The sequence below is a fragment of the Aromatoleum petrolei genome (genome assembly GCF_017894385.1).
In the GTDB taxonomy this organism is placed as follows: Bacteria; Pseudomonadota; Gammaproteobacteria; order Burkholderiales; family Rhodocyclaceae; genus Aromatoleum; species Aromatoleum petrolei.
On sequence record NZ_CP059560.1, the window covers coordinates 1933645 to 1959292 of the forward strand.

The 25648-nt window shown below is 64.0% G+C and carries 19 protein-coding genes; 4 read left to right on the forward strand and 15 right to left on the reverse strand.

All coding sequences use genetic code 11. The features are described 5' to 3' along the window. Window positions 1-2: 2 nt before the first annotated feature. Entirely contained in the window at window positions 3-1139 is a 1137-nt protein-coding gene (locus ToN1_RS08855) for an EAL and HDOD domain-containing protein (protein ID WP_169208268.1), read from the forward strand. Window positions 1140-1514: 375 nt separating this feature from the next. On the opposite strand, the gene ToN1_RS08860 is transcribed toward ToN1_RS08855, so the two are convergent. The 11 genes from ToN1_RS08860 to ToN1_RS08910 form a co-directional block, all read right to left on the reverse strand. After that, on the reverse strand, window positions 1515-2366 hold the full coding sequence (locus ToN1_RS08860; RefSeq protein WP_169208269.1) for a hypothetical protein: 852 nt from the start codon (window positions 2364-2366) through the stop codon (window positions 1515-1517). Between the two features lie 78 nt (window positions 2367-2444). After that, window positions 2445-5381 carry an HsdM family class I SAM-dependent methyltransferase gene (locus ToN1_RS08865; RefSeq protein ID WP_169208270.1) on the reverse strand — a complete coding sequence of 979 codons (2937 nt, stop codon included), beginning with the start codon at window positions 5379-5381 and terminating at the stop codon, window positions 2445-2447. Between the two features lie 447 nt (window positions 5382-5828). Then, window positions 5829-6542: a gamma-mobile-trio protein GmtX gene (gene gmtX / locus ToN1_RS08870; protein WP_210148066.1), complete on the reverse strand. Its 714-nt coding sequence runs from the start codon at window positions 6540-6542 to the stop codon at window positions 5829-5831. Continuing rightward, on the reverse strand, window positions 6526-9468 hold the full coding sequence (gmtZ, locus tag ToN1_RS08875) for a gamma-mobile-trio integrase GmtZ (RefSeq protein WP_169208271.1): 2943 nt from the start codon (window positions 9466-9468) through the stop codon (window positions 6526-6528). The genes gmtX and gmtZ overlap by 17 nt, the downstream gene beginning before the upstream one ends. Next, window positions 9468-10949: a gamma-mobile-trio recombinase GmtY gene (gmtY, locus tag ToN1_RS08880; RefSeq protein WP_169208272.1), complete on the reverse strand. Its 1482-nt coding sequence runs from the start codon at window positions 10947-10949 to the stop codon at window positions 9468-9470. Before gmtY ends, gmtZ begins: the two co-directional genes overlap by 1 nt. Further along, window positions 10946-13144, reverse strand: a complete 2199-nt coding sequence (locus tag ToN1_RS08885) for an AAA family ATPase (RefSeq protein ID WP_169208273.1) — start codon at window positions 13142-13144, stop codon at window positions 10946-10948. The genes gmtY and ToN1_RS08885 overlap by 4 nt, the downstream gene beginning before the upstream one ends. Next, the gene (locus tag ToN1_RS08890; RefSeq protein ID WP_169208274.1) at window positions 13141-13581 is read right to left on the reverse strand and encodes a VPA1267 family protein; all 441 of its coding nucleotides are present in this window, start codon (window positions 13579-13581) and stop codon (window positions 13141-13143) included. Before ToN1_RS08890 ends, ToN1_RS08885 begins: the two co-directional genes overlap by 4 nt. Before the next feature lie 150 nt (window positions 13582-13731). Further along, window positions 13732-14040 (reverse strand): c-type cytochrome, encoded by a 309-nt coding sequence (locus ToN1_RS08895; protein WP_050417422.1) that lies wholly within the window; start codon window positions 14038-14040, stop codon window positions 13732-13734. A 176-nt stretch (window positions 14041-14216) separates the two neighbouring features. Continuing rightward, window positions 14217-14774 carry a porin gene (locus tag ToN1_RS08900; protein ID WP_244861005.1) on the reverse strand — a complete coding sequence of 186 codons (558 nt, stop codon included), beginning with the start codon at window positions 14772-14774 and terminating at the stop codon, window positions 14217-14219. 259 nt (window positions 14775-15033) lie between these two features. Continuing rightward, window positions 15034-15885, reverse strand: a complete 852-nt coding sequence (queF, locus tag ToN1_RS08905; protein ID WP_169208275.1) for an NADPH-dependent 7-cyano-7-deazaguanine reductase QueF — start codon at window positions 15883-15885, stop codon at window positions 15034-15036. A gap of 146 nt (window positions 15886-16031) precedes the next feature. After that, window positions 16032-17504, reverse strand: coding sequence for a TolC family outer membrane protein (locus ToN1_RS08910; RefSeq protein ID WP_169208276.1), 1473 nt, complete (start codon window positions 17502-17504; stop codon window positions 16032-16034). A 280-nt stretch (window positions 17505-17784) separates the two neighbouring features. On the opposite strand from ToN1_RS08910, the gene ToN1_RS08915 reads away from it, so the two are divergent. After that, window positions 17785-18447: a transglutaminase-like cysteine peptidase gene (locus ToN1_RS08915; protein WP_244861006.1), complete on the forward strand. Its 663-nt coding sequence runs from the start codon at window positions 17785-17787 to the stop codon at window positions 18445-18447. Window positions 18448-18481: 34 nt separating this feature from the next. After that, a complete protein-coding gene (locus tag ToN1_RS08920; RefSeq protein ID WP_169208277.1) occupies window positions 18482-20389 on the forward strand; it encodes a bifunctional diguanylate cyclase/phosphodiesterase in 1908 nt (635 codons plus the stop codon). Window positions 20390-20433: 44 nt separating this feature from the next. Here the strand turns inward: ToN1_RS08920 and ToN1_RS08925 are convergent, their stop codons facing one another. Genes ToN1_RS08925 through ToN1_RS08940 form a run of 4 tightly spaced genes read right to left on the reverse strand, consistent with a single transcriptional unit; the run spans window position 20434 to window position 24954 of the window. Continuing rightward, window positions 20434-20760 carry a hypothetical protein gene (locus tag ToN1_RS08925; RefSeq protein WP_169208278.1) on the reverse strand — a complete coding sequence of 109 codons (327 nt, stop codon included), beginning with the start codon at window positions 20758-20760 and terminating at the stop codon, window positions 20434-20436. Beyond that, complete coding sequence (locus ToN1_RS08930; RefSeq protein WP_169208279.1) at window positions 20760-21383, reverse strand: LuxR family transcriptional regulator; 624 nt, start codon at window positions 21381-21383, stop codon at window positions 20760-20762. The genes ToN1_RS08925 and ToN1_RS08930 overlap by 1 nt, the downstream gene beginning before the upstream one ends. Beyond that, window positions 21380-22798: an HlyD family type I secretion periplasmic adaptor subunit gene (locus tag ToN1_RS08935; protein ID WP_169208281.1), complete on the reverse strand. Its 1419-nt coding sequence runs from the start codon at window positions 22796-22798 to the stop codon at window positions 21380-21382. The genes ToN1_RS08930 and ToN1_RS08935 overlap by 4 nt, the downstream gene beginning before the upstream one ends. Continuing rightward, window positions 22798-24954: a type I secretion system permease/ATPase gene (locus ToN1_RS08940; RefSeq protein ID WP_210148131.1), complete on the reverse strand. Its 2157-nt coding sequence runs from the start codon at window positions 24952-24954 to the stop codon at window positions 22798-22800. Before ToN1_RS08940 ends, ToN1_RS08935 begins: the two co-directional genes overlap by 1 nt. Before the next feature lie 299 nt (window positions 24955-25253). Here ToN1_RS08940 and ToN1_RS08945 point away from each other — a divergent pair, with 299 nt between their 5' ends. Continuing rightward, complete coding sequence (locus ToN1_RS08945) at window positions 25254-25619, forward strand: PilZ domain-containing protein (protein ID WP_169208930.1); 366 nt, start codon at window positions 25254-25256, stop codon at window positions 25617-25619. Window positions 25620-25648 lie beyond the last annotated feature (29 nt).

The following is a 25648-nucleotide window of genomic DNA, read 5'->3' on the forward strand; positions in this document are numbered from 1 at the left end:
TCATGACCCAGACCACCATCCTTACCCGCGAACCCGTCGTCAACCGGAATCGTGCGATCACGGCGAACCGGCTCATCGCCCACGGGCCAAACGTAGGCGCGGTGGTCGAGACCCTGAACAACCTCGCGGACATCTGGCCGACCCATCACACGGTATTCGTCTGTCTCGGTCGGCTCGTGCCGACGCCCGAGCTGATGAACTGGCAGGCGCCCCCCAACGCGATGGTGGAGATCCCCGCGCAGGCACTCGCGCATCCGCAGACGCAAGCGCTGCTACCGCAGCTGCGCGACGCCGGAGTCAGCATGTGCCTGAGCTGGTACGCCCCGGGAGCCGCCCTGCCGCCCGACATCGACTGGCGCTTCGTGCTGATGGATCGTCGCCGACACGCGACCCCGGCCGGCTCGCCCGGCATCACCCTCGCCTGGGGGCTGCCCAACGTCAATGCCTTCCAGGAATCCGTGCAGGCAGGCTTCGACGGCGCCTCGGGCTGGTTCTTCCTGTACGGCAACCCGGCCGCCAAGGAACTGTCACCCGCGCACGCGCAGATCGTGCGACTCCTAAACCTCGTGCGCAACAACGCGGACATCAAGGAGATCGAGGCGGTGCTGCGGCAGGACGTCGCCGTGTCTTACAAGCTGCTGCGCTACATCAACTCGGCGGGCTTCGGACTGAGCTGCGAGATCCAGTCCTTCCGCCACGCGGTGACCATCCTCGGCTACGCCAACCTGAACAAGTGGCTGTCGCTGCTGCTCGTGAGCGCAAGCCGCGATCCGGGCGCGCCGGCGATGATGCAGACCTCCATCGCGCGCGGGCGCTTCATGGAGCAGATCGGCGCATCCTTCTTCGACAAGTCGGAACTCGACAACCTGTTCATCACCGGCGCGTTCTCGCTGCTCAACGCCCTGCTGGGCACCTCGATGCAAAGCGTGCTCGAGGAGATGCACCTCCCCTCGGCGATCACCGACGCGCTGCTGCTCGAGCAGGGCCCCTACGCCCCCTTTCTCAAGCTCGCGCGCCTGTGCGAGTCCTTCGACGCAACGGAACTGCAGATACAGGCGACCGAGTTGCAGCTCGCGCCCGAGCAGATCAACCGCGCGATCGTCGGCGCGCTCGGCTTCGCGGACAGCCTGCAGTCCTGAGCGCCCGATAGGCGGACGAAAAAAAAGCCAGCCCTGAACTATGTGGAGTAAAAGCGCAACTAATTGCGCATGAGTGAGTAAGCGCAAGGCTTTTAGATTGTTAACTGTAATACTGCGCCCAGGCTTTGGCCTGGGCGTTTTTTCTTGATGCTTGGCTGGCAGCAACCTCGTCCGGCTATCGCATTGCCTGACCGGCCGCCCCCGACCCTAAGCGGAAGTTCGTGGCTTTGCAGAACCGCGCTCGCAGCAGGTCTTGCACACACCGATAGTCAAAGGTCCGACGTTCGTGCACGACGGCCACCACCTACCCGGCAAGCGCTTGGTTCTCGACACTAGACTGCGGCGAGTGGCCAATGACACGGTATGGTTAGCGCTTTAAGGCGTTTTTCGCTTGATCGCCAGTGGGGGACGGACCGTGCCCGGTCCAACGTGCGTTGCGGACGAGGTCAACGTCGTCATTCTTGCGGGAACCTTTGTTCCAGCCTTTGCGGTCGTTGCTCGTTTCTTCGCTGGTGTTGCGCCGGTTTGGCGAATGCTCGGAAAACCGAACACGACGCCCAAGCAGAGCAACCCTGAGGATTTGGTCGTCGCCAAAGTACTTGCTCGGGCGATGGTGACGTTGTCCCAGACGCAGCTGCGCTGCGCAGTGGCCACGCTGAGAAATCCCGTCACCGTGTCAGTGGTCATGGCCGAGTGCAGGGCCGCCTGATGCTGCGCAACGGACGCGTGGTCCGCGTAGCCAAACAAGCCAATGACACCGCTGGTCTCGTAGGGATCATTTGGCCGCGTGAAGCAACCAATCCCTTCGGGCCCCAAGAGCAAATCCTTGCAGTCGCTATGACCTTCAAGGACCTTTGCCTCAACTGCGAATGCCAGGTTCAGTTCGGGATCGGCCGGCATGAAGACTAGGTCGGGACGCTTTGAACTGTTGCCCGTGGTCTTCTTGCCGGGCATGAGCGCATCCGCTTGAACAAAGGAGATCGCATCAGAGGGCACAAAGCCCGGGGATGCCATTGCGCGTTGCTGCTGTGAGCCTTTTATTAGCAGCGCCTGTGCTTCAAGCGCAATGTCGGCGGACAGCGCCGTTTCCTTCACGCGAGGAGCACCGGTCTTTGTCTTGGAAAGGGCCCCCGTTTTCGTCAAGAACATGGTCCAGTTGGGACCGATCAGGTTGTCGTGAGCAGCATGAGCGAGGCCCACGCACGCGCTTACGAACTTTCCGATCATGGCAGACCGGCGTTTGTCGCGGACGCAATTTTGAAGCGCCACCTGAAGGTCAACGAGCAATGGGTTGTGCATCGCGCGTCAATGGAGAAACAAGCGGTTGATCACGTGCAGACCGTCGGCATACGCGCGTTCGAGCGTCATGTGTTCAGAGCCCTTAGGCTTACAAATGATGACCTGTGATCGTCCGTTGCCTCGCTTGAGTCTTGCCGAGTCAAAGAACTGGAATCCGTCACCATCGCTCAACGCCCCCATTGCAGAATCTTCCAAGTCGCTCTGGAAACCGAGCACGATCTCGGTCATCACCGAGTTTCCTTTACCGGCTTTGACTTCCACTTGCTCGTTCAGGCGGCTACCCAACACGTCTCCAAGCATGGCCAAATAGGTCTTCGGCACGCTTGCGTCTCCTAGCGGACGCGGCGTGGGCCAGCGAGCGTTCTCAAGTTCACTGCGAAAGCTTGCGTAGTCCTCGAGAGGTGCCAGAAATTCCTCCATCTCCATCCGCTTCAGGACGTCTCTCGCTTTGGAGTCCGAGCAATCCCAATCGGCATGGCTCTGCAACGAAGCAAGCGAAGGCACCACGATGCGTTCCAAATCGAGCTTCTCCGCTCGCTTGCCATCAATCTGCCAAAGCTTGCCGAACAACGCGAATTGGTACCGCGCAAAATCGCTCATCAGATACTGGCCCAGACGGGACAGCAGCTCAAGCAGACCCGCCTCGTCGCGCTTGGGCGTTGGCTTGATCGAGAAGATCAAATTGAAAGTCGGATTGACCGCAAAAACCTGCGAGGTGCAGTAGCAGTACTGCATGCTGCGAGCCAGGATCAGCCGAGGCCCTTTGCAGCGTTCACCGACGGAGTTCTTCGGCAGTTGCTTGATCGACAGGTCTTGAAGATCCGGGTGCGCGGAAAAGACGGACGTCAGATCCGTGATGACCGGACGCCTCTCATCTCGCCGCTTTGGATCAAGTTGCCCAGCAGCAGCTCTTGCAGCGCCGGGGATTTGCAATTCTGTGGCGGTAACTCCCCGCGCAAGCTCCAAACCCGCATCGTCCAACAACCCCCGAAGAGAGGTGACTTTATCTCCGTGATATAGGCCGATGAGCCGCTGCTTGACCCTGCGGTCGTATGGTTTGAGGACAAAAGCATCAAACACGCTTTCGGGGTTGGCAAACGCCATGGCGCTGGGCAAACTGTTCACGTCGGCTCGATCAACGGCGAGCATCCACATGGCGTCGGGCTTGAAGGGCTGAGACCACAGCCGCGGCATGTAGAACCAGGTGCGTCCCATTGCCTTCGGAGGTCGATTGGTGGCAAACATCAGAGCTGCCGGATCCTCAGCGCCCACGAAGAGGTAACGCCGCCAACTGGACATGTTCACAACCAAATCGATGTCGGCCTCTCGTGCAAAGGCCGTAACGAAACGGCCTGCGGCCGGCGCCGCAAAGGATTTGGCTGGCAGCACCAAAGCAAGCCGTCCGCCGACCTTGAGGTACTTTTTCACGAGGCCCCACGCCACGTGCTGGGAGGCGTCGTGCCACTCAATCTCGTATTTCTCCACGTCGCCGCTGTGCTTAGTGACGTCGGCCAACTTCTTCCATGGCGGGTTGCCAACGGTGACGTCGAAACTGACTTCTGGGAAAAAGCGCTTCTTGGAAAAGAAGTCCGCCGCGAGGATATTCGACCCAAGCAGCGGAGGGAACACCTTTTCAGCGCTCCCCCCGTTGATGCGGAACGCAAGATCTGCGGGATCGAGGTAGTCCAGGAGATTCAGGTACAAACTGAACGTGGCAACCTGCGCCGCCGAAGAAGACTTCTCCACCCCATAAATGCAACATTTGAGCAGTTCGTGCAATCTCCGCAGGGAGAGGTATCGACGGCCCCGCTGTACTCCCCCTGCAAGCTCGCTTTCAACAATGTGGCGGAACGCTGCAACCAAGAAGACACCCGAGCCACACGTCGGATCCAGCACCTTCGTGTCGCTGTTGAACTTGCAGCTGTCTGCGACCCGATTCAACATGAAGTCCGCTAGGAACGGGCGTGTGTACACGACGCCGTCGCGATTGGCGTCTTCGACGGACTCCGTCCGGAGGAACTTCTCGTAAACGGCCGACAGGGTCTCGATGCGAATGGCAGAAAGGTCGATCGAGAACAGCGCAGTTTGTCGATAGTTGCCATCGAACTTCTCGCCTCTTCGGATGAAGCCGATGGCGAGATCCAAAAGGGAAGGCGTGATCAGTGAACGTTCGTGCTCGCTGATCTGGAAAACTCCGCCGTTGAAGATTTCATCAATTCGGTCCTGCAGCGTCCAAAAACCTGACGACTGCTGTTCGAGAAATCTGTTGCCGCCCGCAGCATCACACTCCCAACCGTCGACCTCGATCACCTTCTTGTCGGTGAGCAAGTACGTGTAGATCAGTCTGCCAATGAGTCGATTGATCAGGTCTGGCGGGATCTTCAGCTTCTCTGACTTGATGCTATCCGCAAGGTACTCGTGCAGCCCTTCGAGACCCTCTAGCAAAGCCGTATCCACCCCAACCTTCCCCGACTTCGTAAAGTCCCGCCATGTGATGGACGCATGCAATCGGTCGGGCGCAAGGTCCCGCAGCAAAGGCGCGAGATCGCCTTCGGTCGGCCAAGGCAACGGCTCCCGTTGCACCGCGTCGTTCCAGCGAGTGTCAGTCAAAAAGTGGAAGCCGCTGCAGACGATCACTTCGTCGGGACAGAGGATGACCAAGCACGGCGCTTTGCCCTGACTCCAAACCCAGCGATGGATGCGTCGGGCATCGTGCTCATCGTCTGCCAAGGCAATGTAAACCAAGGGAGTGAAACGCTGCGAGCTGTCCGGGACCCAATGGTCCTCCCAAGCGCCAAAACACGCCTGCAATTTCGCTTGATCGTGCGCCGCCCAGAGCGCCTGCGCAACGCCGGCCACTCGTGAAAATTCCTTGGGTTCGATCAGGCCGCTGTCGCCGTCGTAACCGAGACGTTCGCAGAAGCGTTTAACGAGGGTTCGCATGATCCCTAAAAGATACTATAAAAACGCCACGCATATCGCATAATTGGCCCTCATTCGCATCGCAATCCACAGTGACACGTCCTAAGCAGTAGCAGCTTTCGGAAACGTTGGTTCTGAACGTGCCGCCACAGATGCAACAATACCTTGACGCCCCCCCGTGCCGGTGGGGCTCTACGGAAAAAAGTGCGCCCGAGGTTGCGGCAAATCTCATAAGCCGCGCGCTCGAACAACTCGCGCGAGATGGCCTCGTCCGGTTGCGCGCGTCCAATGACGGGCGCTGACACTTGACCAACCGTAAGCCACGCCGCGAGGCTGAGCAAGTGTACGGACGCCATAAGCTTAAACGGCCGCTATTGGCCGAACAGAGACCTCAGGGCTCCGCCCCAAACCCCGCGCGCGCCGCGTGGCAAGGGCGGGGTACAAAACCTAACCCCATTCCGCCTCCGCTCATTCAACGTCCGTCACATCGAGCTTGCCGTTGTTGACGCCGATCCGGTTCGCCGGGCTGCCTTCGCTTGATGCCTTCTCGCCGATGATCTTTCGGATAGCCGACACATAGCCGGCTTTGAAGATGACGCGCCCGGCCTCATTGAGGACGCGCCCCTCGGCATCGCAGGACCAGCCCTCATTCTTGAGCAGCCTGTCGCTGACGGCATGGCGCAGGGCCTCGATCTCCGAGGGATACAGCCCGGTCGTGGCCGGAAGAACTTGGATCGCCTCACGCGGCTCCGCAGAGCGCGGCCGCATGTCGATCACGCGGTTGCCTTCGGCCTTGAGCAGCGTGATTTCACGGCGCATCTGCCGGTTCTCGGCGAGAAGGCCGGCCATCATGGAGCGCAGCGCCGGGTTCTCGATCTTCTCGATCAGGGCAGAGTAGGGGTTTTCGCTGACCTGCCGCACCTTGCGGGTCACGCCACCCGTGTGCTCGGCCCAAGCCTTGATCAGGCCCTTGTAGTCATCGCCAGTCTTGTTGTGGATCGCACCTTTGCTCGGGCCGCCCCGATCCGCCGCAATCCGGGCGATGGTCGCCACCGAGAAGTCCCTACTGCCACGCTCGTACTGCTCGCGGCAAATCTCGTAGATGAGTTCCAGACTACGCTTCTTGCGCGCGGTGGCGGTTTTCTTGAGCTGTTCCAGCAGATCGTCAGGATGCATGGTCATTGGAATCCTCCCTGGGCGGAGTCAGCGCCCGCTTGGCCTTGGCATGGTCGATCAGGCTCTGGGCCTTGACGTGGGCGATCTCGGTCATGACCTCGTCCTTGAGCAGGCCGATGTCCTTGAGCCGGAGACGGCACTCGGCGTAGGGCAGCGCGCCCTCGATCGAGCCGGTGCGTGCCTGGATGAGCTGCATCACGGCATTGCCGACATGCAGCTGCTGCTCCTGCGTCAGATACATCAGCACTGGATCCATGCCGTTGTAGCGCAGCATGGCATCGAGCATCTGCGCGCGCCGAATCGTGGCGAAGCCGGCATCGATGGACGGGTAGATCACGGCGTTCTCGCACACCACTTCGAGCTGGTGCAACACCGATTGCGACTCGATGAAGCCCACCTTGAGATCGGTCATGCTGCCCTTGGCGACGAGCTTCACGCCCTCCTTCTGAGTGTCGCCGGCGATCTGGATGGCGCGCTGGATCAGGTGGTGCGTGGCTTGCAGGGTGTTCATCAACCCGTTCAGCGTGATCGCCTCGGCCTCGACATACTTCGACAATTGATCCAGTTCCCGCACTTGAAGGAAGGGCTGGTCTTCGCGCTCGCAGGCCCGCTGGCGGTCTTCTAGATCGACCAGCTTGTCATTCAGGGCGCTATAGCGGTCGCTCTGGCGGTGGGTCTTTTCGCTGACGGTGTTGAAGTGCGCGATCAGGCCGGGCAGGAAAGCGGGGCCCGTCAGAAAGAAGCGGCAGCAGACGCAGTTGCGCTCCTGCGGGAAGCCGGGGACGGGAGCATAGAACTGCTCAGTCTGGCGGTCGGTGAGTTTATCCCCACCGACATCGCACAGTGTTGCGCCGTTGGGACAGATGCCATTGTCGTCGAAGACGAAGGCGGCAGCCGAGCGGTTGTTGGCCGCCGTGCGCACGGCATCCTCGGACACGTAAGCAAAGCGCTGGGAGACCTGCTCGAAGCTCTCTTCCATCAGGAAGCGGCGGTGGTTGGCCTGCTCGGCTTCGAGGTCGCTCTTTTCCGCTTCGGAGAGCACCTCACGCATGTATGCCTTGCCGAACTTAGTGTAGTAGAGCGTCATGATGATGGTCGCGTGACCGGCGATCATCTTGGACACCACGGCGATCGGCAGCTTGAGGTCGAGAATGTAGTAAGAAATCAGCGACACGCGCAGGGCATGCAGGGGGAAGCGCGTCGTTGTGGAGGAATCCGGATCGACAAAGCGGATCGGCGTACCGTCATCCAGCGTCTCGCCCCGGTTGGCGCAGCGCTGCTCCAGCCGGGCGAGCAGCTTGTACCAGACGCGGTCCAGCGCAGTTTTAACGAGCGGCTTGTCACCCTCGCCGTCGGTCGGGTCGCGGAACAGGAAACAGGTGGAACCGCGCTGCGCCAGCACCTCGGCATGGGGGGGCGTCCTTCCGAAGTGTTTGGCTTCCAGCGCCGTCCAGGGTGTCGGCGCCGGGATCGGGTTGTAGCGCTCCTGCCAGGTGCGCAGCTTCTCCAGCCAGTAGAGCGCCTCGTCGTTGGCCCACGGGATGACGTAGCCCTTCTCGTTTTCGGTCGTGTCGATGTCGGCGGTCTTGTTGGTGTTGATGTAGAAGCCGGCTTCCTTCTCGTTCGCGCTGCGGTGGAAGACCCCGCGCTGAGAGGGCCGCTGCTCGCTGCCGGTGGCGAGCGGGCCGCGGTTGAGGATGAAGCCCCCGCCGCCTGGCGCATGGACGTAGCGCCAGGTGTCGGCTTCCCCAGAATCCAGCATGCGGACCTGGAAGGTGCGCAGGGGCAATTCCAATTTGAGGTACAGGGTCACGGCCCGCACCGGCGACCACATCTCCCACACCTCGGCGGGGTAGCCCTTATGCTCCATCTCGTGCTTGCTCGCGGCGCGGCACCGGGCCACGCAATCGGGGTCGTCGGGGTCGATGATCGCCGGATCGACCACGAACCAGTCGCCGCCATATCGCCCATCCTCCATCGCCGCCTGCGCCCATTTCCAGTCCTGGAGGTTCCGCCCCTCGGCCAGCATGCCGCGCAGTTCGCGGATGTAGCGGATGGAGAGGGACGCCTTGTCGGATTGGCTGTTCGTCGGCAGCCCGGCTTTAGAAAGACGCGGTACCGGATTGTGAAAGCGCGAGCGATCCCATTCGCCGGTCTCGGGATCGCAGAGCCGGGTCGCCAGCACCCAGTCGAGGAAGTCGGCGATGATGTTGTTATTTTTCACGTCTTGGCTCAGGAGTTTCCTCGCTCCCTTGCGCTTGGCGCTGATGAGCACCGGAGCCAGGTCCGGTTTTTCGGTCTCGCGCAGGAAAAAGCGTCCGTAATTGTGCTCCAAGTTCTGGCCGTGGATGTAGTGAATGAGGAACCTGTCCAGGGAATCGCGGCGGTTGGAGACGTCGGCTTTCTGGTCCTTGAGCCAGTCGGCGGCGAGTTGGCGCCACTCCTCCAGCCTGGGGTCGAGCTTGAGCACATGGGCGAAGCTCAGGTCCGAAGTCTTGCCGTGACGCTTGGCTCCCCTTCTCGGGAAGGGGTGGGCGAGGCGCGGCGGCACCACGCGATGGCCGTCGGCATCAGGTGCGGCGAGCTTTTCTCGCAATACCCAGTCGAGGAAGTCGCTAACGGTATCGTGCTTCTGGTTGGCAACGCGCTCGGAGCTAAGCAACTCGAGGCCCAGCGCCGTATCGAGTGGTGGAAGCGAACGGTTAGCGGCAAAAAACGCGTCGAGCGGGGGTGCATGCAGTTGTTGGCCGTGCAGGTAGTGGACCAGAAACGCGGTCAGGGCGGATTGCATCATGTTTGGGCGGGTCTTGGGCAGCCCCGCCCAATACTCCGCCGCCCACACGCGCCAACCTTCCATGGCCTGATCGAGGTCGAGCACGAAGCGGAAGTCGGCGTCGAATTTTTTTTCGACAGTCCTTTTCCCTTTAGGCATCAACTTCTCCTCAGCAATCTCCGGTTCGGACCGGACAGCAGCCCCAGCGGATCGACGTCCTTGAAGCCGTACGCGAGGAAGTCGGGCGGCGGCGGGGCCGTCCCGTCCTCGGCCTTTTCCGCGCGGGCCAGCGCGGCATCAATCGCCCGGTTGAGCTTCACGCGATCCGGCTCGGTATAGACCACCTGCGACTCCAGCGACTTGTGGTGCAGCGCCTTCTTGAGGAAGGTCGCATCGAGGTGCAGGTCGGACAATCGCTGGCCGTAGGCGTGACGATGTCCGTGCGGCGTGGTGCCCGCCGCCTTGGCCGGCACCAGACCGATGCGCCTGACGGCCTTGGCGTGCGCGTCCTCGAAGGCATCGATGCTGTAGGGCTTGCCCTCGCGTGTCACAAAGGCGTAGGGGTGGTCCGGGGTGTGTTGATCCCGCTGCGCCATGTAGAACACCCACAGTTTCCAGAACAACCGGCCTGCCCAGCGCGGCACCCAATGCACGTCCATGAAGTGCCGCTTGCTGTCGAGTGCGTTGCCCTTCCACCCGGCGTGCAGGGTGTGCGTGCTCTTGTACTCCGTGCGCGGCGGCAGGCCATACCTGTCGCGCAGGTAGGTGGCGCGGTCACACGCCACCGGCTTGCCCTTGGCGTCGAACAGGTCGGCGGGCGCCTGGCCGTAGCTCGGGTGAAACACCCGCACCAGGGCGCAGCCCGGATCGGTGTCGTCGTGAATGACGTCATGCACATAGAGGTGGAAGGGCTCGCTCATGCGCAGCCCGCCGTAGTGCAGCAGCATCGTGATGAGGATGTCGCGCAGGTTCAGCCGCTCCTCGACGCGCGGGCTCCTCTGTTTGCCGGGCACGATGAAGCCGCGAAACAGCAGATCGTGCATGCGATCCTGCGGGAAATACTTGACCGGCCCGTGGTCGATGACCGGGGTATTCTTGAGCAGGGCCGTGCGCGCCCGGCTGACCTTGAGGCTGGCGACATCGACGCTCATGGTGTGCGAGAGGAAGGCGCGGCTGCGCTGGTGGTGCCATGCCGCCCACGCCAGGCGCTCTTCGGCACGGGTCGCCTGCCGCCACGGGTTGAGCGGCGTCGTCCCTTGCTCCTGCGCCATCCAGTCGCTGAATTTTGAGAGGTGATTGACCAGCACTCGCACCACGGCCGGCGAGCGGGCATCCCAGTACAGGTCGCTCGGGTCATTGCCGTCGACGCCTACCGTGCCGCTGTAGAGCCGCTGCACGAACACCTCGAACAGCTCCTTCGGGTCGTCGAAGGATTGATGATTGGCCTCCGTGTAGTCGATCAGGAGGCCCACTGCCTGCACCAGTTTGTCGATGCTGCTCTCCGACATCAGGTGCCGTTGCCTGAGGACGTATTTGATCAGCGGTTGCAGCGGGCCGAACTCGGTGAGGATCACCGGGATTTCCTCATGGATGCCGGTGTTGTCGCGCACGACCTTGTAGCGGACGACGGTATGGGTCACGCCATGCCCTCCAGTATGTCGGTGAGCATCGATCCGAGGGCCACCTGACGCAGCGAGGCATGGGGCGGCGCTTCAACGGCGGCCTTGGCGGCGGCCACATCGCCCACCAAAATCACCTGCTTTTGGGCGCGGGTGATCGCCGTATAGAGCAGCGTGCGATCCAACAATTGGGATTGGCGCACCGGCACGATGATGCGCGGGAACTGGCTGCCCTGCGCCTTGTGGATGGTGATGGCGTAGGCCAGTTCCAGATGCGGCAACAGGTCGGGGGTCAGGTCGCGCTCCTGTCCGTCATCCCACCGGATGCGGCCGAGACTCTGCCCCGGCTCGGCATCGCGGCAGGGTGGCTTCACCGATACGATCACGCCGAGTGAGCCGTTTTGCAGGTTCTTCTCCCAATCGTTGACCAGGCAGATGACCGGCGAACCCAGCCGGAAGCCGGTGCCCTGCACGGCCTCGAATTCAGGGTTCCAGCGCAGCAGCTCTGCATTGCCGGCATGGCGGGCCGCCAGGCACAGGGCATTGATCGCCTTCACGCCTCCCGCTGCTGCCGTGCGAGTGGCGCAGAGGATTTGCGTGGCGTCCGGATCGTCGTTCAGCAGGTCCAGCACGGTATCGTTGATGTCGGCCAGAGCGCAGGGCAGGAAGGCGATGTCGCCCCACGGATCATCGGGCAGGTCGGGCCAGTGCCCCTGCCGGACTGCGTGGGCGGCTTCGGCAATGCTGCCCCCATAGCGCTTGACCTGTTGCAGCTCGACGCGCGGGATGCCGGCCTGGTGCGCGAGTTCGTGCAGGAGCAGCCCCGGCCCCACGGGCGGCAATTGGTGCGGGTCGCCCACCAGCACGAAACGGTAGGCTTCGGGCAGATGGCGGATCAGGCGATAGGCCGCCGGCAGGTCGAGCATCGAGGCTTCGTCGATGACGACGACGGCACGCTCGGGGGCGGTCCTGGGATCGAACCGGGTCAGGAAGCCGGCGATGGTGGTCGCGGACTGCCCGGTCGCTTCGCCAATGCGGCGTGCGGCACGCCCGGCGAGCGCCATGGCACAGACCGGCCATCCGGCCGCACCACACATGCCGAAGAAGGCGCGCAGCACCGTTGTCTTGCCCGTGCCAGCGCCGCCGGTGATGACGGCGATGGGGTGGGCATTGGCCACTTCCAGCGCCTCGATCTGACTTGCCTCCAACGTAATGCCTGACTCGGTCTGATATTCGACCAGCAGCGCCGACAGATCAGCACGCATCAGCAGCGGGTCCGGCTGTGCCGCGCGCTGGGCGATGGACTCGGCAATGCCGCGCTCCATGACATACGGCCCCACGGCATGCAGGCGCTCGGCACGACGCAGGAAACATCCCCGCGCTTCGGCCTCCGCGAGCGCGCGGTCGATCAGGCTGGCATCACCACGACCCAATAGGCCGCCTACGCGCTGCGCTGCCTCGCTGCGGGTGATGCAGGTGTGTCCGGCATCAAACGCCCCGTACAGGGCCTCCTCGACGGCTCCGGCGAGCCGTCTTGGATCGTCCTCGGCAATGCCGAACGACTCTCGAGCGAGCCTGTCGGTGGCCGTCCAATCGGCCGCGAAGCTGATGAGTCGATAGGGGTTGCCTTCGATTTTGACGGCGGGGTGCGGGCTGAAATGGTCGATGACTTTGCGCCCCAGGGCGACCGGGAAACCCTTGGACTGGAGCCATTGCAGGGTGAAGGTGTCACCCCAACGATGCCATGCGTCGGCAAGACTCGCCGCCGCTTCGGCGGTCATCACTTCCTCAAGCCGCTTCACGTCCCCGTTATCGAGGATGGCGTACAGGTCCTCCCCGAAGCGGTCCCACAGGCGACGTGCCTTGACCATGCCGATGCCGGCGAAGGCGCTGCACTCGGCAAGGAGCGTGACGATATGCTCGCCCGAGGGGCGCAGCAGCTCCATCGTTTCTGGCGTGAGGGTCGATTCGGTCAGGCGATAGCCATTCACGACGATGGTGTTGGGGGTCGCTTCGCCGGTGAGGCGCCAGAGCTGGCCGACTTCGATAGAGGTGTTGAGCAGCCAGTGCGGGGCCTTGACCACCAGATGCGCCTTGGCGTCGCGTCGGCCGCCACCGGCGTCGACCTCGACGCCGGTGAATATCGCCCCGCCCAGGCCCTGTGGACTCTGGCTGCGCACGGCGCTGACGCGCACGGTGAAGCTGGGCAGACTCACCGGGGCAGCCTCCCCGTCGACGCCAGCACGTCGTCCATCAGTCGGTAGCGCTCCAGCTGGCCGCGCAGTTCGATCACCTCGGCCCGCAGGGCGGCGTTTTCTGCTTCGAGACGTTTCAGACGGGCCTTGTCAGCGGCGGCGCGTGGGTTGGGTGCGTCGGTCACCGGCGCAGGCGTCGCGGGGTCGGCAATGGACGGCAGGATGCCGCGCTCGCGCAGTTGCGCTTCGAGATCGCGTAGGGCTTGCTTGACGCGCGGATTTTGCAGCAAGACGCTCTTGGCAAACTGGCACTCCCTGGCGATCTCCTTGCGGTTGAGCTGCCCGCGCAAGACCATCTCCCGATAGTCGGCGTCGGTCTTGCTGGCGACCCAGGAGACGAAGATGGCTAGGTTCTGGTCCGCCTTCTGCAGGCCGGAAAGATTGTTGACTGCACTCATAATGTGTTCAAAAATACTCCACACCAAGTACATCGTCAAGCAAAAAAATACCGCTCCTGAAGTCAGAAGCGGTACTTTCCGCGGTCAAATATGAGTGCTTAGTGACTCCATATAACCGCGGGCTGGCTTTCTTGCATCGACCAGAGTCGATTACTTCTGCGACAGAACCCAGGTAGCCAGGGTCTTGGCTTCTTCAGCGTTGACCTGCGGGTTGGCCGGCATCGGCATCGTGCCCCAAACACCCGAACCACCCTTCTGGATCTTCTCGGCCAGCTTGGCAACGGCACCAGCGTCGCCAGCGTACTTCTTGGCCACTTCCTGGTAGGCCGGGCCGACCAGCTTCTTGTCTACGGCGTGACAGGCGAGGCAGTTCTTGGCCTTGGCCAGGTCAGCGGAAGCAAAAGCCGGAGCGGCGGAGAGAAGGCCCGCGGCAACCGCGGCAGCAACGAAAACTTTCATGCTCTGTTCCTTTAGATGGTGGTGTAGAACCGGCCGGATATTAAACCAAGCATCCCCGCCTTGACTACCCGGAAAGCGCCTCTTGCACATTGGCGCCTCGGGCCGCCTCGCCGGATCGTCCGACCCATGCATTTAACGCCCCTCCACGAAGGAGCGTTGACACGAATGCGCGCGCCTCAGAATTCCCAGGCACACCCCACATTGGCGATGCTGCGGTCGCTACCCCGCCCGACCGCGGCGGACACGATGAAGCCGTCGACGACTTCATAGCGCAGGCCGATCTGGCGATCCGGACGTGCATCCTCGGCACCGAACACCTCGGCAGCAAGCGTGAGCCGTTCGCCGAGTGGCTGCTCCAAACCGACCCCCCAGGTGTTGGCGACTTCGTTCTCGCCCTCGACACGCACCCACTCGCGACCGAGATTCAGGTGCACGTGCTGTCCGGATGCCAAGCCCCAGCTGAGGAGGCCGGTCACGCCGTTGGCACGGGCGATCTCATCCGACTGCCCGCGCAGATCGACGCGTGCCCGCTCGTACTCGTATTTGAGACCGGCCGACAGGCCGGACTCCGCCTGCAGCGGCACCCATTTCACCGCCACGCCCAGGCCGTGCGCCCAGAGGGACGGATCGGGATCGGGATCGCGCGTGCGCACGTAGCCGAGCTCGATCTCGAGACCGCCGAACGGAACATAAGCAATCGACGCCTCGGCGCCGCGCTCCTTGTCGTCGCGCACCCAGCCGAATTCGAGCTTCGCCCCCCCTTCTCGCCCGTGCCCGCATCGTCCACCGCCATCGGCCGCTCGGCCAGTGCGGGAGCGGCTGCGCAAGTCACGATGAGCGCGGCCCCAATAAGCGCGATTTGCCGCATGCCGGCGCCCTTGGGTCCGGTATTCTGCACCCTCGCCATACCCTTCCCCCTGAATGAAAACCATGATGCTAGCGTACTCTTGCGATGCCGATCCGTGCGGCCGCGAGAAACCGGCAGGCAGGGGATTATTGGCGGATTTCGGCTTCGTTTTGCGGCGGGAGGAAGAATCCGGTCGAGCGGAAGGGATTGATGTCGAGGCCGCCGCGGCGCGTGTAGCGCGCCCACACCGCAAGCGCCTGCGGCCTGCAACGTTGCAGAATGTCGCAGAAGACCCGCTCGACGCATTGCTCGTGGAATTCGTTGTGCTTGCGAAACGAGACGATGTAGCGCAGCAGCCCCGCGCGTTCGATCTTCGGCCCGACATAGCGCACGACAATGCACCCCCAGTCGGGCTGGCCGGTAACGAGACAGTTGGATTTGAGCAGGTGGGAGTGCAGCGTTTCGCTGACCTCTTCCCCGCCAGTGGCTGCGGACAGGAAATCCGGGCAGGGCTGGTAGGTATCGATGTCGATGTCGAGCTCGTCGAGCGACTCGCCCGGCGGCGGGGCGATCACGCGCACGGGCGTCGTGCCCAGCGCTTGTATTTCCACCGCGACGGGCGCGCCCGCGGCGTCGGAGAGATCGCGCACGAAGGTCGCCTGGACAACCTCTGCGCTCTCGAAGCGCGTCTGATTGCAGGAGTTGAGGTAGAGCTTGAGCGACTTCGACTCGATCAGGCGCGGTGAATCGGCCGGCACGCGGAAGGTCGCGAGCGCGACGACGGGTTTGCCGCGCGGATTGAGCCACGACAATTCGTATGCGTTCCACAGGTCCTCGCCCACGAAGGGCAGTTTGCCGGGAACGATGCCGATCTCGTCGCGCTTGATCTGGCGCGCGATCGGAAACAGGAGACTGGGGGAATAGGTGTCGCAGTAGTCGGCCGGCTTGCCCAGCGGCGAAGATTCGGCCCCGTGCGCGAGGGGTGCGGAAGGATTCATGCGAGGGATTGTACGGGATGGCGCCCGATGGACCGAGCGCGCGAGGGATCGTTGCCGCACGCCGCGCAGCGCCGCACGCGAAACAGAACCGCCGGCCTCCGTGAGGAGGCCGGCGGCACAATCGGCGTCTGTCGGCAGTTACCTGCTTACTTGCCCGTGGTGCTGGCCGGCGGCGCCGAACCCACGGCCTTCATCGCTTCCGACAGCAACGCAGCCTTGTCGATACTCATCGGCACCGGCGCGTCAGGCGGGCACACCGTCTCGGGGTCGATGCCGCTACGGTCCTGGCCGAGATCGGCCGGCGTCGGCAGATCCTCGCGTGCGACGCCGAGCGTGCCCATCAGCTGGCCCATGCCCGAAAGCGCGCGGGCCTGCGCGATGATCTGGTCGTAGCTCGCGTTCACGTAGGCACGCCGAGCCTGGAAGTACTCGTTCTCGGTATCCAGCAGGTCAAGCAGGGTACGCTGGCCGATGTCGAACTGGCGACGATAGGCTTCGCGGGCCTTTTCGATCGACAGCTGATGCTGGTCGAGGTAGCGCATCTGTTCCTGCAGGCGCTGCACGTCGTTGTAGGCGATGGCGAGGGTCTGGCGCAGGTCGCGGCAAGCCTTCTCGCGCAGGTCCTTGGCCTGATTGCTCAGGTCGCCGGCCTGGCGCAGCCGGGCATCGTCGGCGCCGCCACGGAAGATGTTGTAGCTGAGCACCAGTTCGACCACCGCTTCGCGCGAATGGCCGTCGAAACCGTCGAGCTTGTAGTCGAGCGCCTGACGCGCGCGCAGGTCGAGGCGCGGGTGGAAGGCGGCACGGCGCGAATCGATGAGAGCCTGGCTGGCGCGCACATTCTCGACCGCGGCATTCAGGGCGGGGCTGGTATTGAAGGCTGTGCGCAGGGCGTCCGTGGCGGTCGGCGGGATCTGCCCGAGCGACGTACCGACCGGCAGGCCGGGCATGGCGTCCTGCGGCACCTCGCCGACGATGCGCAGGTAGCGCGCGCTAACGTCATGCAGATTCGACACTTCGGTGAGCAGGTTGGATTCGGCGAGCGCAAGGCGTCCGGTCGCCTGCTCGAGGTCGACGCGGCGGCCGACTCCAGCACCGGCACGCTCGGCGATCTGGTCGTAGATCTGCTTGTGCTGGACGTAATTGGCCTGCGCGAGGCGGGTGAGCTCACGGTAGCGCATGACGTCGCCATACGCCCGCACCGCTTCCAGTGCAGCCCCTTCGGAGGCGTCGACCAGTTCGTAGTAGCGCGTCAGCTTCGCATACCCGAAGCGGGCGACCTCGCTGCGGGTGAAGAAACCGTCATACACCATCTGGTTGAGCGACAGAGTGAGGTTGCGGTGGGTGAAGGTATCGGTGCCATCGGCGCCTTCGCCCGAGCGATGCTGCTGCTCACGGCCGATGCTGCCGACGGCATCGACCTGAGGAAGGTAGCCGGCACGTGCGACCTCCTGATCTTCGCGTGCCGCACGGAACGCGTTCCAGGTTGCCTGAACTTCTGGATTGGCCACTACCGCCTTGCGCGCCGCATCGCGCAGGGCATCCGGTCCCGCCGCCGTTGCAGCAAACGGGAGCGCAGCCAGCACAGCCATCGCAATCACGGATCGACACTTTTTCATATTTTCTCCAGTCAGAGGGGCGGGCATGCATATGAAATATACGCATATTCCTCGCCGGCCTGCGCAGCGTCAGCTGCATAATTAATCTTGTAAGTGAATATTACTTCCGACCAACGCTCGCAGGACGCCAAATACGCAACACTGGCGGGGGGAAAATGCCCAAACGGTCTGCAAGACGACGCGCCCGATGACATTGGTCGCCGATAATGCGCATGACACCATGCCCACCGCCGCGATGACAGGAGCCTCTTGCCCGCACAGACAGCACGCTTTTCCGGGTGTGCTCTCTGCAGTCGTGTTCAGCCTCGCGGCGATCGCGAGCCTGGTGTTCGGCTTGTCGTTCGCCGCACCGGACCTGGACCGCATGCTGAGGCTAGCGCGTGAGCGCTATGGCGCGGAAGCGGCGGAGTCGGTGGGCGCATGGCGACAGATGCTCGGCGACGCGGCCGCACTCGACGAACAGGACAAACTGCAACGCGTGAACACCTTCTTCAACCGCCGCACCGCCTTTGAAGACGACAGCGTGATCTGGCAGCAGAAGGATTACTGGGCCACTCCCCTCGAGACCCTCGGTCGCAGAGCCGGGGACTGCGAAGACTTCTCGATCGCCAAGTACATGAGCCTGCGCCTGCTGGGCATCCCGGCCGACAAGCTGCGCCTGATCTATGTCCGCGCCAGCATGGGCGCACCGGGCAGCGGCATCTCGCAGGCGCACATGGTGCTCGGCTATTACCCCTCGCCCGCGGACGAACCGCTGGTGCTCGACAACCTCATCGGCGACATCCGCACCGCGTCGCGCCGGCCCGACCTGTTCCCGATCTTCAGCTTCAATGCGGAAGGCCTGTGGGTGAGCGGCGCCAGCAGCTCGTCCGCCGACCCGACGACGCGGCTGTCGCGCTGGCGCAGCGTGCTCGAGCGCATGCGCGAGGACGGTTTGCCATGATTGCCTCGGCCAGGATTTCCGGAGAACCCATGTCATGTCCCTGATCAAGCAGCTGTGGATCGCCATCGCGATCGTGACCCTCATCGCCCTGGGCGGCAGCCTGGTCGTGAGCACGCTGTCCGCGCGGCATTATCTGGAGCAGCAACTGCAGGTGAAGAACCTCGACAATGCGACCTCGCTCGCGTTGTCGCTGTCGCAGATGCCCAAAGACGCAGTGACCGTGGAGTTGCAGATCTCGGCCCAGTTCGACGCCGGACACTACCGCCTGATCCGGCTGACCAGCCCGACCGGAGAGATGATCGCGGAGCGCGAATATGCGGGCACGCTCGACGGCGCGCCGGATTGGTTCATCCGCCTGATTCCGATCAAAGCACATGCCGGTGTCGCACAGGTGCAGGACGGCTGGCGCCAGTTCGGCACGCTGACACTGGAAAGCCACAAACGTTATGCCTATGCGGCCCTGTGGCAGGGCACGCTGCAACTGCTGGGATGGTTCGTGCTGGGTGGGGTACTGACCGGCTTGATCGGCACCCTGATCATCAAGCACATCACGCGCCCCCTCGGCCGCGTCGTCGAACAGGCGGAAGCGATCGGCGGACGGCGATTCGTCACCACCCCCGAACCCAGCACGCGCGAGTTTCGCAGCGTGGTGCGGGCGATGAACACGCTGTCGGACCGCGTGCGTACCATTCTCGCGGAGGAGGCGCGGCGCCTCGAACAGCTGCGGCGCCAGACGCAGCACGACGAGATGACCGGGCTGCTGAACCGAGCCCAGTTCCTGAACCAGCTGGATTCCGCGCTTGCCCGCGACGACGCGCAAGCGGCTGGAACCTTGCTGCTAGCGCGCGTGGGCGACTTGGCGGGGCTGAATCAGCGCATCGGCAGGGAGGCGACCGACCGGCTGCTGAGAGACCTGGCGGGACGGTTTTCCGATTTCGCAGCGGGCAACGCTAATTGGGACGCGGGGCGCATGAACGGCAGCGACTTCGCATTGCTGGCCCCGGGCCGCGAGGATCCCGATGCGCTGGCAAACGAGTTGACGCGCGAGCTTTACGACACGCTCGACGCGCGCCGCTGGGAGGTGCGGATAGCGCTGCCCGTCGCGGCGACGAACTATGCCGCAGGCGAAATCCGCTCTCAGGTGCTCGCGCGTGCGGACCGCGCGCTCGCGACGGCAGAGCAGGCCGGAGATCGCAGTCTGCGCGTGGAAAGCGGCGGCACCCCTGCGCCCTACCCGGATCTCCAGTCCTGGCGGGTGGCCCTGCTGTCGGCGCTCGAGCACGACCGCGTGCGCCTGGGTGCCTATCCGGTGGTTGCCAACGGAGGGCGCCTGCTCCACGACGAAGCGCCGATTCGCATCCAGCTCGATGGCACCTGGCAGCCCGCGGGCTATTTCATGCCGCACGCCGCACGGCTGGGACTGATGCCGCGCTTCGACATCGCGGTGCTGCGGGCCGCGTTGCGGGCCATTGCGCAGGACGGCAGGGAGCGCGGGATCAACCTATCGGCCGAATCGCTGCGCGACGCAAACTTCCGCGGGGAACTGTTCTCCCTGCTGCAGGCAGACGCTGGAACCGCGAAACTGCTTTGGATCGAGGTGCCGGAATACGGTGCGCTGCGCCACCTGGCGGAGTTCCGCACGCTGTGCGTCGCCCTGCAGCCCTTGGGCTGCCGCGTCGGTATCGAGCATGTCGGCGCGCATTTCGGCGAACTGGGCGACCTGCACGAACTCGGGCTCGACTACGTGAAGATCGACTCGGCCATCATCCGCGGCATCGACACGAATGCCGGCAACCAGGCCTTCCTGCGCGGGCTGTGCATGATCGCGCACTCGCTCGGATTGATGACGATCGCCGAAGGCGTGGGGTCTGCCGCGGAACAGGAGGCCTTGTCGGACCTCGGCATCGACGGTATGACGGGACCAGCCGTGCGCGAGGGATAGCCTCGCTTGAGGCGCGGTCACGGGACGAGGGCCGCGTGGGCGGCTCAGATCACGCCATCGTCGTCGAGCAGGCTCAGGTGCTGCATCGCCTCGCGGGCGCCGCGGCGCTCCATGAGCTTGCGCTGCGCGGGCGCCGGCAGGTCGGTGAAGCGGATCAGCGAGCGCTCGACGAGGAGTTCGATCAGATCCTCGAGAACACGCACGAGGCCAAGGTCCGTGGCCCCCATCGGGTTCGTGCCTTCGACGATGTCGCGCCCGAACGTGAGCAGGTCGGCGTCCTCCACCCCAGCGGCGCTCCAGCCGGCACCATCGACCGGTTCGCGGCTGACGGCAACGATTTTCCCTTCGGTATCGCGTCTGATATACATCATCAATGCACCGGCAGCGAGACATCACGATGCTCGGACAGACGCAACACGAGCTGCAGCCGGTCGCGCACCCCGAGCTTTTCGAAGATCGCGCCCATGTGGGCCTTCACCGTGCGCTCGGTAATACCGAGTTTCGCGGCGATCTCCTTGTTGCTCATGCCGTTGGCCACCTCACGCGCCACTTCGGCCTCGCGTTCGGACAGGAGCGGTTGTTGCAGCGTCGCCTGCGGCGCAAGCGCACGCCCGGCCGCGCCGACAACCCGAGCCATCAGTTCGGGGCCGACCCACAGACCGCCGTGGCGGACCACCAGTTCGACGTCCCGAAACATCGATGGCACCGCCAGCGCATGACAGTAGCCGCGCGCACCGCGATCGAGAGCAGCCAGCGCCTCCGCGCTGTCGGGCGTCATGCTGACGACGACGAGGCGACAATCGGGCAGCAGCTTCACGAGGGCACCGAGCCTGTCCAGCCAGCCGCCGTCGGCCGCCTCGACCCAGACCACGTCACCCGGGCGGACTGCCGCTACCAGGTCGGCCTGCTCCTGGCAGACCCCTTCGGGAAACGCATCCAGCCAACGCGCCGATGGGCGGACCGTTTCGGAGCAGAGAAAGATGTTCTGGCTCATCGTTCGGACAGTGCATTGGCCTTGGCCCGCAGGACGGGCTTCAGCAGGTAGGAAAGAATCGTCTTCTTGCCGGTGAGGATGTCAATTTCAGCCACCATGCCCGGAATGATCGGCAGGCTCTCGCCAAGACTCGACTTCAGGGTTCTCACCCGTACAGTGTAAAAAGCATTGCCCTTCTCGTCGGTGACGGTATCCGCGCCGATGTGTTCGACGACCGCATCGAGGCCACCATAGATGGCGAAATCGTAGGCTGTGAACTTCACCAGGGCGTTCTGGCCGGGACGCAGGAAGGCGATATCCTTGGGCTTGACCTGCGCCTCGAGGATCAGCGCGTCGTCCAAAGGCACGATCTCGACAACCTCCTTGCCCGGCTGCACGACGCCCCCGACCGTATTCACGAGCAGGCGCTTGACCGTGCCGCGCACCGGCGAGCGCACCTCCGCATGCTTGACTCGGTCCTCCAGCGCACGGCCGCCCTCGGTGAGGGCCCCGAGCTTGGCCATCGTGTCGGAAAGCTCGTTGCGTTGCACGTTGCGCACGGTCAGTTCCACCTCCTGAATCTTGCGCGTGGCCTCGGAGATCGCGGAATGGATGCGCGACATCTGCGCTGCAGCCTGATCGCGCTCGCCCCGCAGGCGTGCGACGTCGCGCTGCAGACGCAGGAGCTCAACCTCGGATACCGCCCCGGACTTCATCAACGGCCGGGTGACGTTCAACTCCTGCTGCACCAGTTCGAGGCCGCTGCTGCTCTGCGCGTGGCGTGCACGCACTTCGTTGAGCTCCTGCTGGCGTTGAGTGAGCTGCTGTCGCGCGATCGACAGTTGGGCGTCAAGCTCCGCGACCGTCGATTCGTACAGGCGCCGCTCGTGGTCGGCAATCTCGGGCGCCTCGCGCAAGACGTCGCGCGGCATGTTCAAGGGGGTGCCCGACGTCAGGGACTCCAGCCGCGCGGCCTTGGCGCGCAAGGCGAAGTACTGCGAGCGGTTCTCCGCGAACGAGGCAACGAAACGCGTGGAATCGATGCGCAGCAACAGATCCCCGGCCTCGACGGTCTGCCCCTCACGCACCAGCATCTCCTCGACCACGCCGCCATCCACGCTCTGGATGATCTGCACCTGCGAGGAAGGGATTACCTTTGCCTCGCCGCGCGTGACCTCATCGATGGGCGCGAAGGCCGACCACAGCAGCAACAGCAGCAGGACAACGGCCACAACGCGCAGCAGCATGCGCGCGCGCAGCGGCTCCTCCTGGATGAGCGCCCAGTCTGCGTCCGCTGCCCAGTCGAGGCGCCCGTTCACCGAGGTCTCGGGAAGGAAGCGCGCGAACAGCCGGTCGAACCAGGGCCTCAGGGGCTTGCCGACACGCTCCGATACATTCCCGATGCGCTCGAAGGACCGCTGACCGATCTCGCTCATCACTTGGCCCTCCCGACCCGCCCCTGGCGCAGGGCATCGACGACCTGGTCCTTGGGTCCGTCGGCGACGATCCGCCCGCCGTCGATGACGACGATGCGCTCGACCAACTCCAGCAGTGAAGTCCGATGGGTAACGACGATCATCGTCCGCCCCTGCGCAAAGCCGCGCAAGCGGCTCTTGAGCTCCTCCTCGCTGGTGAAGTCCATCGACGCGGTCGGCTCGTCCAGCAGCAGCATCGGCGGCTGGTGGATCACCGCCCGCGCGATCGCCACGCACTGGCGCTGCCCGCCCGACAGCGATGCACCGCGTTCGCCGACTTGCATGTCGAAGCCCTGCGGATGGGTGTTGGCGAACTCCGTGACGCCCGCGGTCTCCGCGGCGCGCAGCACCTCGGCATCGTCCGCAAGCGGAGTGGCCAACGTGATGTTCTCGCGCAGGGTGCCGTAGAACAGGGTCACGTCCTGCGGCACGTAACCGATGTGGCGGCGCAGCTCGGCGGGATCGAGCTGGCGCTGGTCGATGCCGTCGATCAGGATCGCGCCGGACGTCGGACGGTACAACCCGAGGATGAGTTTTTCCAGCGTCGTCTTGCCGGAACCGACACGACCGATGATACCCACGTGCTCGCCGGCACGGATGCGCAGCGAGATGTCGGACAGGGCCGGGGTTTCCTGGCCGGGATACTGGAAGCCGACGTTGCGGAACTCGATCTCGCCGCGAAAGCTCTTGCGGCTGATGAAGCTGGTGTCGTCCGGGCGCTCCACCTCCTGATTCATCAGCTTGTCGAGTGAGCTCAGCGCGGTCGAGGCGTTGTGGTACTGGACGAGCAGACCCGCGACCTGGCCGATCGGCGCCATCGCACGCGAGGACAGCATGTAGCACGCGATCAGGCCGCCCATGCTGAGTTCGTTGTCGCGAATCAGATAGACGCCGAGGATGATGATCGCGACGCTGACCGCCTGCTGCACCCACGCGGCGCCGTTCATCGCGCTCGACGACAGCAGGCGCAGCTGTGTGCCGACGCGCGCCAGCAAGGCCGCGCTCTTCTCCCATTTGCGCTGGATCGGCCCTTCGGCACAGACCGCCTTCACCGTCTCCATCGCCACGAGCCCTTCGACCAACGTCGCGTTGCGCTGCGCACCCGCGCGGTAAGTCGTTTCCGCGAGCTCATGCATCCGCCCCTGCACGGTCATCGCATACACGATCAGGAGGACGACGCCGACGAGGAAGGGCAGCATCAGCGGCCAGCCGATCCAGCCGATGACGAGCAGGAAGACCAGCGCGAACGGCACGTCAATGAAGGCCACCACGGTCGCAGAGCTGATGAAGTCGCGTACCGACTCGAAGGCGCGCAGGTTGGCAGCGAAGGAGCCGGCCGACTCGGGCCGCTGCTCCATGCGCAGGCCGAGCACGCGCTCCATGATCGCCGCCGACAATTTCACGTCCGCGCGGCTGCTCGCGAGGTCGACGAAGTAGCCGCGCATCGTGCGCAGGATCAGATCGCCGGCAAGCACGATGAGCACGCCGACACCGAGCACCCACAGAGTCTCGATCGCGTGGTTGGGGACCACCCTGTCGTAGACGTTCATCACGAACAAAGGCATCGCGATCGCGAACAGGTTGATCATGAACGCCGCCAGCAGCACGTCGCGGTACAGGCTTCCGTTCTCCGCAATCACCCCCCAGAACCAGTGGTGGCGCTTGACCGACTTCACCTCCGGCGTACGCGCGTCGAAGCGGAACGTGGGCCGGGCGTAGATCGCGTGCCCCTCGTGCCGCGCGGCGAGTTCAGCGCGGGTCATTTCCACTGCGGCTTCACCCAGTTCCGGAAACACCACCCGGGCGCGCTCGCCGTCCTCGCTCCAACCGAGCAGCAGGCACGCCTTCTCGCCCTTGAGCAGAAGCACGGCGGGCAACAGGGAAGGATTCAGCTTCTCAGGCGCGCAGCGGACGAGCCTGCTGCTCAGCCCGGCACGCCTCGCCGCGCGCGCGAACAGGGCGGGATTGAGCCGCCCATCTTCCAGCGGCAACCCGGCCAGCGCGGCATCCCGCGTCGTCGCTGCACCGTGCGCCCTCGCAATCAGCAGAAGGCAATCGAGCAGCGCATCGGCGTCCGCGCGCCTTTCTTTCGCATCGTTTTCCGGGCGCGCGAACACGCCGTTGAGTTCAAACACTTCTGCCACGCAATTTCCCGCCCTGTGATCACGATGACCCGCACCGGGTCGCGCCAGCCATTCTCTCAGCAAGCGTAACAGGATGCTTCATCCGGGTGAATTTTCCCACCTCCCCAAAAACCGGTACGTGACAGGCTGCTCAGACTTCGCACCGCGCAAGCAGGAACCGGCGCGGGCGGGCGCGTCGCAGTTCCTGCTTGCGGGGAGGGCAACTCCGTCCCAGAATCGTGCGTCGGCACCCATCTTCGTGCCGCCGTCATCTTACTTGCCAGGACCCTGCCATGCCGCAAGCGCAACGCCGGCATTTCTCCCGCATCCGCTTCGATTGCGGCGCCCGCCTGCTCGTCGGCAACCGCGAGGCTCCGTGCGAAGTCAGCGACCTGTCGCTCAAAGGGGCCCTGATCCGGACCGCCAACGACCTGCACCCAAGCCTCGGCGAACGCTGTCTGCTCGAGATTGCACTGAACGACGAAGGCGCGACGATCCGCATGGAGGGCGACGTCGCACACGCCGGGAGCGGTTGCATCGGACTCGCCTGCCGCGAGATCGACCTGGACAGCGTCACCCACCTGCGCCGACTGCTGGAACTCAATCTCGGCGACGCGGAGTTGCTGCAGCGCGAGCTCGGCGCATTGCAGGAAAGCTGAGCAACGCGACAGCGGGTCACCGGCGGCTA